15 protein-coding genes are annotated in these 13,702 nt (G+C 41.5%); 10 read left to right on the forward strand and 5 right to left on the reverse strand.

The window, feature by feature from the left end; genetic code table 11:
- Positions 1-39: 39 nt before the first annotated feature.
- From EPH95_RS12830 to arsC, 3 genes are read left to right on the forward strand one after another with little or no spacing between them, the layout of a single operon-like run.
- The gene (locus EPH95_RS12830; RefSeq protein ID WP_142090470.1) at positions 40-435 is read left to right on the forward strand and encodes an ArsI/CadI family heavy metal resistance metalloenzyme; all 396 of its coding nucleotides are present in this window, start codon (positions 40-42) and stop codon (positions 433-435) included.
- A gap of 50 nt (positions 436-485) precedes the next feature.
- Complete coding sequence (locus EPH95_RS12835; RefSeq protein ID WP_142090471.1) at positions 486-1,784, forward strand: arsenic transporter; 1,299 nt, start codon at positions 486-488, stop codon at positions 1,782-1,784.
- 20 nt (positions 1,785-1,804) lie between these two features.
- Positions 1,805-2,233: an arsenate reductase (thioredoxin) gene (gene arsC / locus EPH95_RS12840; RefSeq protein ID WP_142090472.1), complete on the forward strand. Its 429-nt coding sequence runs from the start codon at positions 1,805-1,807 to the stop codon at positions 2,231-2,233.
- A 3-nt stretch (positions 2,234-2,236) separates the two neighbouring features.
- Here the strand turns inward: arsC and chrA are convergent, their stop codons facing one another.
- The 5 genes from chrA to EPH95_RS12865 all read right to left on the reverse strand — a co-directional run bounded on the left by chrA (position 2,237) and on the right by EPH95_RS12865 (position 6,003).
- A complete protein-coding gene (chrA, locus tag EPH95_RS12845; RefSeq protein ID WP_142090473.1) occupies positions 2,237-3,412 on the reverse strand; it encodes a chromate efflux transporter in 1,176 nt (391 codons plus the stop codon).
- A 15-nt stretch (positions 3,413-3,427) separates the two neighbouring features.
- Positions 3,428-3,736: a PadR family transcriptional regulator gene (locus EPH95_RS12850; protein WP_142090474.1), complete on the reverse strand. Its 309-nt coding sequence runs from the start codon at positions 3,734-3,736 to the stop codon at positions 3,428-3,430.
- Positions 3,737-3,984: 248 nt separating this feature from the next.
- On the reverse strand, positions 3,985-4,644 hold the full coding sequence (locus EPH95_RS12855; RefSeq protein ID WP_142090475.1) for a DsbA family protein: 660 nt from the start codon (positions 4,642-4,644) through the stop codon (positions 3,985-3,987).
- A gap of 72 nt (positions 4,645-4,716) precedes the next feature.
- Entirely contained in the window at positions 4,717-5,436 is a 720-nt protein-coding gene (locus EPH95_RS12860) for a cytochrome c biogenesis CcdA family protein (protein WP_142090476.1), read from the reverse strand.
- Positions 5,437-5,481: 45 nt separating this feature from the next.
- Positions 5,482-6,003 (reverse strand): TlpA family protein disulfide reductase, encoded by a 522-nt coding sequence (locus tag EPH95_RS12865; RefSeq protein ID WP_142090477.1) that lies wholly within the window; start codon positions 6,001-6,003, stop codon positions 5,482-5,484.
- Between the two features lie 268 nt (positions 6,004-6,271).
- On the opposite strand from EPH95_RS12865, the gene EPH95_RS12870 reads away from it, so the two are divergent.
- The 7 genes from EPH95_RS12870 (at position 6,272) to merA (ending at position 13,644) form a co-directional block, all read left to right on the forward strand.
- Positions 6,272-6,715, forward strand: a complete 444-nt coding sequence (locus tag EPH95_RS12870; protein ID WP_142090478.1) for a FixH family protein — start codon at positions 6,272-6,274, stop codon at positions 6,713-6,715.
- A 9-nt stretch (positions 6,716-6,724) separates the two neighbouring features.
- Positions 6,725-7,336, forward strand: a complete 612-nt coding sequence (locus EPH95_RS12875) for an SCO family protein (RefSeq protein WP_142090479.1) — start codon at positions 6,725-6,727, stop codon at positions 7,334-7,336.
- Positions 7,337-7,510: 174 nt separating this feature from the next.
- Positions 7,511-8,071, forward strand: a complete 561-nt coding sequence (gene resA, locus EPH95_RS12880; protein WP_142090480.1) for a thiol-disulfide oxidoreductase ResA — start codon at positions 7,511-7,513, stop codon at positions 8,069-8,071.
- A 119-nt stretch (positions 8,072-8,190) separates the two neighbouring features.
- Positions 8,191-8,568, forward strand: a complete 378-nt coding sequence (locus tag EPH95_RS12885) for an ArsR/SmtB family transcription factor (RefSeq protein WP_142090481.1) — start codon at positions 8,191-8,193, stop codon at positions 8,566-8,568.
- Positions 8,540-10,690 (forward strand): heavy metal translocating P-type ATPase, encoded by a 2,151-nt coding sequence (locus tag EPH95_RS12890; RefSeq protein ID WP_142091613.1) that lies wholly within the window; start codon positions 8,540-8,542, stop codon positions 10,688-10,690. Before EPH95_RS12885 ends, EPH95_RS12890 begins: the two co-directional genes overlap by 29 nt.
- Positions 10,691-10,829: 139 nt before the next feature.
- Positions 10,830-11,858, forward strand: coding sequence for a flavin-containing monooxygenase (locus tag EPH95_RS12895; RefSeq protein ID WP_227003904.1), 1,029 nt, complete (start codon positions 10,830-10,832; stop codon positions 11,856-11,858).
- A 145-nt stretch (positions 11,859-12,003) separates the two neighbouring features.
- The gene (merA, locus tag EPH95_RS12900; protein WP_142090482.1) at positions 12,004-13,644 is read left to right on the forward strand and encodes a mercury(II) reductase; all 1,641 of its coding nucleotides are present in this window, start codon (positions 12,004-12,006) and stop codon (positions 13,642-13,644) included.
- Positions 13,645-13,702: the final 58 nt, after the last annotated feature.

Consider the following 13,702-nt stretch of genomic DNA (forward strand, 5'->3'; position numbering starts at 1 on the left):
AATAAATCAAAAAAAATTGATGATATAGGAGATGTATTCATGACCAACGTGCATATTGGGTTAAACGTAAGAGATCTAGAGGAAAGTAAAACCTTTTATGAAAAAATGCTCGGCGTTACGCCTGCAAAGGAAAAACATGATTATATTAAGTTCCTAACGGCTGATCCAAATTTGAATTTAACTTTAACACCAACAGAACAAGTGGAAGGAAATCATATTAACCATTTAGGCGTACAATTGGAGAGCAAAGATGAAGTGACCAAACATAAAGAACGGCTTGAAAAGGTCGGTTTCTTTGCCCGGGAAGAAATGGATACTACATGTTGCTACGCTCTGCAAGATAAGTTTTGGGTAACCGATCCTGATGGGAATGAATGGGAATATTTTTATACTAAGGATGATGTAGAAGAAAATAATGCTTGTTGTGCAGGTTAATATTCGATGGTGAAAACCATACTCGTTAATCGTAAGGGAGAACGCATACGTTGATTTCAGTCATTTTAGCATCTGCGATATTTATCATTACGCTCGTTTTAGTCATTTGGCAACCTAAGAACCTTGATATTGGTTGGTCTGCATGCGGCGGTGCCATCATTGCATTACTTCTCGGTGTTGTTTCCTTTGGCGATGTCATTGAAGTCACAGGTATTGTTTGGAATGCGACCTTAACGTTTGTTGCCGTTATTATCATTTCGTTAATTTTGGATGAGATTGGTTTTTTCGAATGGTCAGCACTCCATATGACGCGTGCGGCCAAAGGAAATGCCGTGCTCATGTTTGTCTATGTCTGTATTTTAGGTTCCATCGTCGCTGCATTTTTCGCCAATGACGGTGCAGCTTTAATTCTAACGCCTATCGTTTTAGCCATGGTTCGCTCTTTGAATTTTAACGAAACGATGGTGTTTCCATTTATTATTGCGAGTGGATTTATTGCTGATTCCACCTCACTCCCGTTGATTGTGAGTAACTTAGTCAACATTGTTTCGGCGGATTTCTTTGGGATAGGATTTATTGAATATGCAACACGGATGATTGTTCCAAATTTCTTTTCATTAGTGGCCAGTATCCTTGTTTTGTATCTCTATTTTAGAAAAAGCATTCCAAAACGATATGATTATGAAAAACTACAAAAGCCTGTGACAGCCATTAAAGATGAAAAAATGTTCCGGATCTCGTGGTTTGTTTTATCAGTATTATTAATTGGTTATCTCGTTAGTGAGTTCCTACATATTCCTGTATCCATTGTTGCGGGAATGATTGCCCTTATCTTTTTGGGGATTGCCAGCAAGAGCCCTGCTGTCGCTACACGCTCCGTTCTCAAAGGTGCACCATGGAACATTGTCTTTTTCTCGGTTGGGATGTATGTCGTTGTGTTTGGTCTGCAAAATGTCGGCTTAACGGATGTTCTAGCTTCAGGACTTGAATATGTTGCGGAGCAAGGTGTTTTTGCGGCAACCATGGGCATGGGCTTTTTAGCAGCGGTTCTGTCTTCGATCATGAACAATATGCCTACGGTCATGATCAATGCAATAGCGATTGATACAACCGCAGCAACGGGATTGATGAAAGAAGCAATGGTTTATGCAAATGTGGTCGGTTCTGACTTGGGGCCAAAAATTACGCCGATTGGTTCATTAGCAACGTTATTGTGGCTACACGTCCTTACGCAAAAGGGAGTGAAAATTTCCTGGTGGACGTACTTTAAGACAGGCATTGTTATTACATTACCCGTCTTATTTATCACCTTACTTGGACTTTATCTCTGGTTAATGCTGATTAGCTAAGGAAAAGGAGAAAACCCTTCATGTCTAAAAAAACGATCTATTTTATTTGCACGGGAAACGCATGCCGTAGCCAAATGGCGGAAGGATGGGCCAAACATTATTTAGGTAAGGAATGGAACGTGTATAGTGCAGGTGTCGAAGCGCACGGTTTAAACACAAATGCAATAAAAGCCATGCGTGAAGTAAGCATCGATATTTCTAATCAAACATCAGAAGTGATTGATACGGACTTATGGAACGACGTTGATATGATTGTGACCCTTTGCGGAGATGCGGCGGATCGTTGTCCGATGCCACCGTCGCATATTCGCCGTGAACATTGGGGGTTTGATGATCCGGCGAAAGCTGAAGGATCAGATGAAGAGAAGTGGGCTGAATTCCAACGCGTACGTGATGAAATCGGCCACCGCATTCAAGAATTTGCGAAACAAGGACTACCTAATAGATAGCCCTCAAAGTAAGCCGATGAGCGAACCTCCTATGGCTCCGGAAAGAACAATGATCCAAGGCGGGAGTTTCCAATAAGCGAGCATAAAGAACAACAGTGCAGCTAAAGCAAAGTCCATAGGGGTGAGAATGGCACTTGTCCATATGGGTTGGTAAAATGCTGAGATGAGTATTCCTATAACGGCTGCATTAATTCCCATAAATGCACCTTTAATCTTACTGTTTTCTCTCAATGAATACCAAAATGGCAACGTTCCTAATATAAGGAGAAATGCTGGTAGGAAGATCGCAACTGTTGCCATTAGTCCACCTGCCCAGCCACCAATATCAGCTCCGATATAGGAAGCAAACGTAAAAAGGGGTCCCGGAACAGCTTGGGCTGCACCATAACCGGCTAGAAATGACTCTTCACTGATTAATCCGGTAGGAACAAATTCTCGTTCTAAAAGAGGAAGGACCACATGTCCGCCCCCGAACACTAAGGATCCTGCACGATAAAAGCTATCGAATATGCTAATCCAAGTGATTGAACTAAAATGACTTAAAATCGGGAGGGCTGCCAATAGTCCGAAAAATAATGTTAAGCAAATCCCCCCAAACCTTTTTGAAATCGGAAATTTCATGGATAGTTTTTCTTCGTTTTGGTTGTTTCTAAATATAAAGTAACCTAGGAGCCCTGCAACAAGAATGACACCGATTTGAGAAAGAAAGTGAGGGATCATCAATGTCGCGATTAAAGCAAATAACGCAATGGTCTTTCTTGTTAAATCCGGTGTTAAGTTTCGAGCCATACCGAGGATTGCATGAGCAACGACAGCAACGGCTACAATTTTCAATCCTTGAATAAAACCAGCGTCTGCTACCCCGAACTCTTGGGCGATAAATGCGAATAGAATTAGAGCAATGACGGATGGCAATGTAAATCCGAGAAAAGAAATAAAGCCACCAAAAATTCCACCTCTCATTATCCCAATACCTATCCCGACTTGACTGCTGGCGGGTCCGGGTAAAAACTGACTTAAAGCGACCAAGTCAGCATAACTTTTTTCATCCATCCATTTCCTTCTGCGCACATATTCTTCATGAAAATAACCCAGGTGAGCAATAGGACCGCCAAATGAAGTAAGCCCAAGTCTTGTGGAAACAACTAAAATCTCTAAAAGTTGTTTGAAGTAATTCATTACTACGCCTCTTTTCTAATCTTTGATTTCCTTAAAAAGTTCATAAGCCTTATTCCTGGCTTCAACTAATATTTTTTCCCCTTGCTCTGTGATGGAGTAGTATTTTCGAATCTTGCCGTCAACATTTCGATTCTCTTTCGTTAACAATCCATCGGATTCCATCGTGTGTAGAATGGGATAGAGTGTTCCGGCGCTAATATCGTATCCGTGTTCTTTTAACTCCTCGACCATCCATACACCATAAATGGGATGCTCTTTTGCATGATGTAGAATATGGATTTGAATAAAACCAAGGAATAGCTTTCGTAGAATTTTCTTTTCCAAATTCAGACCTCCTAAACTATATAAAAAACCGATATCTATATACGATATCGGAATTATATAATGAAGGAGTTATGATTTCAAGACTCTCACATGGATATTTACATAATCTTAATGTTCATTTAACAAGGAGGTTTTAAGTCAATAAGTACATGTAAATCACTCAACAAAAGAGCACCTATTCTATCCGATTAAAAAGAAAAAAGGCACGCTTCATCGTTGTATCCACACGTGCCTGCTATTTTCTCTGTTTACGCTTCTTCCTCAATCAGCTCAACAATCCGTTCGTAATCAAAAGGGTCTTCGAGCATGATACCGTTTATTATGATTGTTGGAGTTAAGGAGACCTCATACTCTTCAACCAGTTCTTGATCCATCATCACGTTTTCACTGAATGCAGCATTTTGAATATCTTCTTCAAGCTGTTCTTCATCAATGGTGCCATCCGAACCAGAAGCAATCTCCACCAGTTTATCAATGGTCACCCATGCATCATCATGAGATTGAGCCTCAGGCTGTTCTTGAAAAACATCTTTATGAAAAGACCAGAAAGCTCCAGGGGATTGTTCCCAAACGGCTTCACTGGCTAGCGCAGCCAGCAAGGATTCCTCGCCATGGAAGAGCGTATTAATATAGGCAAACTGGACTTGCCCCGATTCTATATAGTCTTCTTCAAGTTGGGGAAATACGGTTTCATCCCAATCTTTACAAGCCGGGCATTTATAATCTCCAAACTCAATAACCGTAACCGGAGCGTCCGAATCACCGAGCGTTGGTTGCTCTTCAACGGAAGGCATATCAACATCCGCCTCTTCATTTTGATTTAGCAAGAAAAATGAAAGGACAACCACACCCAAAACTGCAATACTTGTAATGAGCACCAACCTTTTTACTTTTGCATTTGTATTCAATCGTCTACCTCATTTCGTATCTAAGAGTGTATATTTTAATAGTCATTAACCCCTAACTACAGACACAATCATCTAAATCATCCAGGAAGGGACAAACTGCCCTAAATACATGGATATGGTTTGAAAATAGCCTGTAAAAAGAAGAATGCCTAAGACAATCATAATGATTCCACTGATTTTCTGAACGGCTGGCAAAAAACGATGAATAGAACTGAGCTTCTGAAAGGATTTTGCATAAAGGAGCGAAACTCCCATAAATGGAACCCCTAACCCCATAGAATAAACAAAAAGCATGCTTGATCCGGCAAGCATTGATCCGGATGTTCCTGCGAGCGTTAAGATGGATCCCAGGACGATCCCAATACAAGGCATCCATCCAGCCGCAAATACAAGACCAAAACCAACGGAACCCGTGAAACTCGTGCTCTTTTTCGGGGTTTTCGCTACTTTTTTTTCGGAAAGTAAAGCACGAATCGTGATAATGCCGGACATTTGCAACCCAAACAGGATAATGATAATACCACCAAGTTGCATAATGGCTTCGCTGTACTGTCTAAACAATGAGCCGAGCAGGGTGGAAGATAAGCCAAGCAATAGGAAAATGATCGTAAAACCAATGATAAATCCTATACTCCGGGAAAAAATCAGCTTACGATCCGCGTCAATGGCCTCCGACGATATGTTGCCCCCGGTAAGTTGGGCTAAATAAGCGGGTAAAAGCGGGAAAACACAAGGCGAGAAAAAAGATATTAATCCTGCTATAAAAGCGATCCCAAGTGATACATCATCCATTATCAAAACCTCCAACCTATGTAAAATTCTCGTCATATTCCTTTGTTATAGAAAAGGTTCAAGCCTCTCTTCAATCATGTCTTCAGTCACTTCCCCTACAACCGTATCGACAATAATGCCCTCTTCGTTAATGAAATACGTCGTCGGAAGACCTTCAATCTGATATGCATCAGCCACTTCTCCCTCCATGTCAAAGAGGATGGGCATTGTGACTGGATGATCATTTAAGAATTCCATCGCCTCATCCGTGGTCCGTTCAAAGGACGTCATATTGACGGCGAGCACTTTAACACCGTCGTCACTATATTCTTGATGTACTTGATCGAGTAAAGGGAATTCCCGAATACAAGGTTCACACCAAGAAGCCCAAAGATTCATAATCACAAATGTTCCCTGTAGATCGCTTAAGGTCATGTCCTCTCCGTTAGCTTGCGGTAACTCAATATCCGGTGCTTCTTCACCTTGATTGGCACCAACTGGTGGAGAAGAAATCGTATTATAGATGACACTACCGATGACCAAGACAGCAATCAGAAGGGCTCCAATACTGATGACTTTCCGAATCATTCGTTGTTACCTCCAAAGGCTATTTTTAGTTAAATCTCTCTAGCCATGTGAAATAAAATTTCTCTTAAAGTCTAGCAAATTTCAATAAATAGTTGCATATTCATTTGAATATAATATTGACAGTTTAGTAACCATTCCATAAACTTGTTAAAGAAATGGAGAGCCACAGTTACGAGCTCTTAATAACTCTTCGCAATTAGCCACTTCAACCGCCCTTTTTTCGCTAAAATATCAATCTTTATGCATTCATTTACTTGGAGGTATCCATATGCCGAAGCGTTATCTACCCATTGTAGTGTCATTTCTGTTGCTCGCGGCTTGTAATTCGACTGAAGAAGAAAACCCGGAAGAGGTTTCTACAGAACCCATTGAAGTAGAAATTTTAATTGATCAAGAAGTCGAACCCAATGAACAAATCGAGATTCAAACTAAAGTGACTCATGAAGGAGAACCCGTTGACGATGCCAATGACGTTCAAATTGAAATTCGGGATGAAGATCAAAATGAAAATAGTGACGTGACTGATGAAGATCATGAAGGGGATGAGATGTATAACGAAAATAGCGATATGATTGAAGCCGACCACGAGGGAGATGGTATATATAGCATTTCATACGATTTTGACCAAGAGGGTACATATGAGATCCAATCCCATGTAACAGCTCGAGGCATGCATAATATGCCTACGGAATCGATTGTTGTGACGGAATAAGGAGGAACCATGTTTAAGGGAAAAATATGGCTACTGATTGCTGCCGCGTTATTTTTAGCGGGTTGTCAAGATCAGGTATATGAGAACACAGATGGAGTTACCAACGTGTCAGATGCAGATTGGGGGAAAGTTAACGACTTTCAATTTACCAATCAATTTGACGAAGCATATGGAACAGAGCAATTAGACGGAGAATACTGGATTGCCAATTTTATTTTTACCCGTTGTCCAACGGTCTGTTTAACCATGACGCCAAACATGGCTCGTGTTCAGGAAGCTGTCAACGAGGAGGGGTTGGACGTTGAATTTGTTTCGTTTTCCGTTGACCCAGCCTATGACACACCGGATGTGTTAGAAGAATATGGACAAGATTATGGGGCGAATTTCGACAACTGGAATTTCCTCACAGGCTATGATCAAGAAGATATTCAAGAGCTCTCTGAAGAGAGTTTTAAACAAGATATGATGGATGATCGTGATTCTAATGACATTATACACGGGGTCGATTTCTTTTTGGTGAATGATGAGAGAGAGATTATTCGCTTTTATGATGGGATGAGCCCGCCGGTAGACGCTATTGTTGAAGACCTGAAACAAATTGGGGTAGATGAAAGGGATTAGGCATAAAATGAGCAAGTCATTGCTTCAAATAATTGATTTCCTAATTTCTTGGTGATTTATTGAACAACCCTATGAAAGTTTGATCCGTTCTATTCTGTACAAGAATAGTGTATGAATATACTCATCTTGAATATAGCAGCAGACCTTCACATTATTAAGGGTGGGGTGACAATTATGAACAAGAAGGAAAGACATCAACGTAAACGACGCAGACTAATCATGCGAGTAACGGTATTAACGCTGATTTTGATCGCGACTGGCTATGTGTTTTACTCCAATTTTGTTCTAGCAGAAGGCAGTGTCGTCTCAGAAGGTGATCAAGCACCCAATTTCGCTTTGGTCAATATGAACGGTGAAAGAGTGGAATTAGACGATTACAAAGGACAAGGGGTCTTTCTCAATTTTTGGGGTACGTTCTGTCCTCCTTGTGAAGATGAAATGCCTTATATGGAAGATCAATATCAGGCATTTCAAGATGAAAATGTTGAGATCCTGGCTGTCAATGTTGGCGAATCTGAATTAACGATTGATCGATTTGCAGATCGTCTTCAACTTAATTTTCCGATTTTAATGGATGAGAACCGTAATGTTCTTGACCAATATGGGGTCAGTCAACTGCCAGCTACTTACCTCATCGATGAGAGTGGCGAGGTGATTCTGGAGCATATTGGAGGAATGACAGAAGAAAATGTCCAAGACTATATGGAAATGGTTAATCCGGCTGCTTCATCCTGAAGCAGTCGTTTCTTTTGATATATATTAGGGTTATTCATGATATAAAATTATTGATTGACAATGAATGAAGTGAAGCATAGTATTATAATCAAATGATTATTTGAATGAAGGTGAAGGATATGAAAACGAAAGAAAAACAGGATCAATGTGAGGTTTTTTGTTATGACGAGGAAAAAGTTCAGCGACTATCCTCTCTTGTCGAATCCGAAACCTTTACATTCACAGGGGATATCTTTAAAGCGTTATCTGATGAGACACGACTAAAAATAGCTTATGCATTGACGCAAGAGACTGAACTCTGTGTCTGTGACGTCGCCCATATTATTGGGACAACAACGGCAACGGCTTCTCATCATCTCCGTCACCTTAGAAATTTACGTATTGCGAAAAGCCGAAAGGAAGGAAAATTGGTGTTTTATTCCTTAGATGATCACCATGTTACAGAAATCATTGCAACGGCTATGGCGCATGGCCGGGAGGAAAACCATCATGGCTGATCATACCGAAAAAACGGATTATCGCGTTCAAGGCTTTTCGTGTGCCAATTGTGCCAATACGTTTGAAAAGAATGTTCAACGATTAGACGGGGTGACCGATGCACAGGTGAATTTTGGGGCTTCAAAGATCACCGTTTACGGCTCAACAACGAAGGAGGAATTGGAGAAGGCAGGTTCCTTTGAAAATTTGAAAGTCCGGTCAGACTATGCATCTGAGGAATCGGAACCAACCCATCAGCCATCCTTTTTCCAAAAATATCAGACCGTGCTATTGGCCATCCTCTTTTTTGGTTTTGGAGTGGCTTCTCAAATCATTAATGGAGAAGATAACCTTCTCACTTGGCTTGCTTATGCCACCTCAATGGTCGTTGGGGGCTATACCCTCTTTAAGGCTGGGCTTATGAATTTAATGCGCCTTCGATTTGATATGAAGACCCTAATGACTGTCGCTGTCATAGGGGCGGCCATTATCGGAGAATGGGCGGAAGGAGCCATTGTGGTTATTCTTTTTGCCATTAGTGAAGAACTCGAGGGATTCTCCATGGATCGGGCGAGACAATCCATTCGTTCGCTCATGGATATTGCCCCCAAAGAAGCGCTTATTAAACGAAACGGCCAAGAGATGAGTGTCCATGTCGACGACATTGCGATCGGGGACATCATGATTGTCAAACCGGGGCAAAAAGCGGCCATGGATGGCGTTGTTGTGTCCGGTCATTCCTCGATAAATCAGGCAGCTGTTACCGGCGAGTCCATTCCGGTTGAAAAAAACCTCGATGATGAGGTTTTTGCGGGAACATTGAATGAAGAAGGATTCCTTGAAGTTCGTGTCACTAAGTATGTCGAAGATACGACCATTTCAAAAGTGATTCATCTCGTGGAAGAAGCACAAGCGGAGCGTGCCCCGGCCCAAGCTTTTGTGGATCGTTTTGCGGCGTATTATACACCTGCTGTTATGGTTTTGGCTATGCTTGTGGCTGTTTTGCCCCCATTGGTGATGGGAGCATCCTGGGAAGCGTGGATTTATCAAGGACTTGCTGTTTTGGTCGTGGCTTGTCCGTGTGCACTTGTGATTTCAACCCCGGTTTCCATTGTTACAGCCATTGGTAATGCGGCTAAGAATGGCGTTTTAATTAAAGGTGGTGCTTATTTAGAAGAAGCTGGGTCGTTAAAAGCAATCGCTTTTGATAAAACAGGGACCCTAACTAAAGGGGTCCCGGTAGTTACGGATTTTTCCCTTTTTCACCCGGGAGACAAAGATGAGTTATTAGCCAAAGTCACTGCGTTAGAGTCACGATCCCAGCATCCGTTGGCTTCGGCCATCGTCGATCAAGCCAAGCATGCGAATATTTCTTACCAAAATCATGAGGTTCAAAATTTTAATTCAATCACAGGAAAAGGGGTCAAAGGTACGATCGATGGGACGACGTACTACGTTGGGAACCTAAGTTTATGGGAAGATGCGCTGGGGTATGCCATTGTTCCAGAAATTCGAAGTTCCCTTGAAGATCTCCAAAAGCAAGGGAAGACAGGTATGTTTGTTGGAACGGATCAGTCCGTATTAGCTCTGATTGCCGTTGCTGATGAAGTTCGTGACACGAGCCAAGAAGTAATCACGAAACTCCATGACATCGGTATTGACCAAACAATTATGCTTACGGGTGATCATCAAGACACGGCGTCTGCCATTGGCAAGCAAGTGGGTGTGACCGATGTTCAGGCCAATCTTTTACCTGAAGATAAATTATCTTATGTTAAAGCGTTTCGAGAAAAGTATCGAAAAGTAGCTATGGTCGGAGACGGGGTTAATGATGCCCCGGCCTTGGCTGCGTCCAATGTTGGCATCGCCATGGGGGTCGCAGGCACTGATACCGCATTAGAAACCGCCGACGTTGCCTTGATGGGGGACGATTTACAGAAACTGCCCTATACCATGAAACTGAGTCGTCGAGCGTTGCGCATTATTAAACAAAATATCAGTTTCTCCTTAGGCATTAAATTACTGGCACTGTTATTGGTGATACCAGGATGGTTAACCCTTTGGATTGCGATCTTAGCGGATGTAGGGGCGACACTCCTTGTGACAGCTAATGGTCTACGTTTGTTACGGGTAAAAGATTAAAACGATGGGCGTTAGGGACGTTCTTAACGCCCTATTTTTCATGTAAAAACATCGAGTGATTGAGTGCGAATATGAATTTAACACGTATGTGTTCATCATCAAAACCAATGGTGTTTAAGTAGAGGGGTCGGTGGGCGGCTTGATACGTAACTATGACGTTGTTGTAATTGGCGGCGGGCAAGCGGGTTTAGCAATGGCATTTGCATTAAAACAAAGGAATGTTTCATTTATAGTTCTTGATGAAAACGAACATATAGGTGATTCCTGGCGTAAAAGATATGAATCATTAAGTTTGTTTACACCACGAAATTATAGTCAATTGCACCAATTTCCATTTCAAGGAGATCCGAATGGTTTTCCTCATAAAGATGAAGTTGCGACATATTTATCAGATTTTCAAGCTGAAAATGGTTTACCCATTATGCATAAGCAAAAAGTTATAAAGCTTTCACAAGAGGATTGCCAAAAGTTCCTTGTAATCACTCAAAATGAAAGGTACACAGCAAAACATGTTGTAGTTGCTACTGGGGCTTTTCATCATCCTTTTATTCCAAAAATACATGATAATTCAATTCCTTTTATGATTCATGCTTCTGATTATCAAAACCCATCACAGATCCCAAAAGGAGAAGTTTTAATTATCGGTGCTGGGAACACAGGTATTCAAATTGCTGCAGAGCTATGCAAAACCCATACTGTGTTGCTTGCGAAAAGTAAACCGATTAAAAGACTACCTCAGAGTATTGCAGGTAAAAGTTTATTTTGGTGGTTTGAGTTTTTATGGTTGTCTAAAGCAAAGCCTGACTCAATGCTAGGAAAGTTTCTTCAAAAAAGAGATCCAATTATAGGGAATAATTATAAGATAGTTAAAAAACATGTTGAGATTTTGGGACGTGTTAAGAGCGTAAATGATGGTCAAGCATACTTTCAGGGTTCGTATCCAAGGAAAGTGTCATCAATCATTTGGGCAACTGGTTATCGTAATGATTACTCATGGATTGATATTGATGGAGTACTTAATAAACATGGCAAACCCATTCATCGTTGTGGAATCACCAATATAAAAGGACTCTATTTTATTGGTTTGAGCTGGCAAAGTAAAAGAAGTTCAGCATTAATTTATGGTGTGAGTAATGATGCTAATCGGATTGCTAAAAAAATTGTGTGATGATTTAACTCATTTGAAAAATCCTCCTGTGCAACAACCGGTCGCTTTCAAGAGCATCGGCATAGGAGCTGCTGGCTCTACCTCCTTCTTTAAGGGTTAGGCAAAAAAACCATGTATGAAAAAATTTTAATAAAGGTGGAGAACAATGAATCATATTCATATAAACATTCAGGGAATGACCTGTACAGGCTGTGAAGAACAAATTGCAGTAGCCCTTGAGAATATTGGAGCGAAACATATTGATGCCAACTATCCTCGAGGAGATGTCACCTTTAAACTCCCCAAAAATGTGGAAATTGAAACGGCCAAAAAAGCAATTGATGAAGCCAAATACCAACCTGGACAAGCTCAAATCTTACAACGACAGGAAAAACCTATTTTAGATGATGGCGCAGATTACGATTTTTTGATTATCGGTTCGGGAGCTGCGGCATTTTCTTCAGCTATCAAAGCTAGCGAAACCGGTGCGAAAGTCGCCATGGTGGAACGAAGTACAGTTGGAGGAACTTGTGTTAACATCGGTTGTGTACCGTCAAAAACCATGCTTCGTGCCGGTGAAATCAACGGTCTTGCCCAAAACACTCCATTTTCTGGGCTTCAAACGAGTGCAGGTCCGGCTGATCTTGCCCAATTGACCGAACAAAAAGATGAATTGGTTACTCAAATGCGTCAAGAAAAATATATAGACTTGATTGATGAATACGGATTTGACCTTGTTCGTGGAGAAGCCGAATTTATTGACGATAAGACAATACAAGTAAATGGACAAAGCATCACTGCTAAAAGCTTTTTAATTGCAACGGGAGCACCTCCGGACATCCCGGCCATCCCTGGGATGGATATGGTGGATTATTTAACAAGTACAACCGCGCTTGAATTAAAAGAGATGCCAAAACGCTTGGCAGTGATCGGTTCCGGCTATATCGCCACGGAGTTGGGCCAAATGTTTCACAATCTAGGAACGGAAGTCACCCTGATGCAAAGAAGCGAGCGTCTATTCAACACGTATGATCCTGAAATTTCGGAAGCCATTGGTGAAGCCTTAATTAAGGAAGGCCTTAATCTGATCACCGGGGTCACTTATCTAAGAGTGGAGCAAAAGGCTATTACAAAAAATGTTTATATTGAAGTCAATGGAGAAGAACAGGTGGTCGAAGCCGATCAAATTCTTGTAGCAACAGGACGAAATCCGAACACAAAAGCTTTAAACCTAGAAGCAGCAGGCGTGAAAACAGGAAAAAAAGGCGAAGTGCAAACCGATGAATATCTGCAAACGACCAATAACCGAATATATGCCGCTGGTGATGTTACTCTCGGTCCGCAATTCGTTTATGTTGCGGCTTATGAAGGTGAGATTGTGGCGGGTAATGTGCTTGGGTTGACGAAACGAAAAATCGATCTTCGCTTTGTTCCCGGTGTCATTTTCACCAAACCATCGATGGCCACAGTCGGTTTGACAGAACAACAGGCAAAAGAACGAGGCTACGATGTCAAAACATCGGTTCTTCCGTTGGACGCTGTGCCACGAGCTCTAGTCAATTATGAAACAACTGGAGTTTATAAACTTGTCGTTGACACCCAAACTCGTAAATTGATTGGAGCGCACATCGTTAGCGAAAATGCAGGTGATGTCATTTATGGAGCGACCTTGGCGGTGCAATTTGGATTGACTATTGAAGACCTAACAAATAGCTTTGTACCATATTTAACAATGGCCGAGGGATTAAAGCTCGCAGCTTTAGCATTTGATAGAGACGTTTCGAAATTATCTTGTTGTGCAGGTTAATCACTGGGCCTTCTAGAAAAGTCCATATTCTAGAATAACGTCTACTGTAAAAACAGCT

The sequence above is a fragment of the Salicibibacter halophilus genome (assembly GCF_006740705.1).
Lineage (GTDB): Bacteria > Bacillota > Bacilli > Bacillales > Marinococcaceae > Salicibibacter > Salicibibacter halophilus.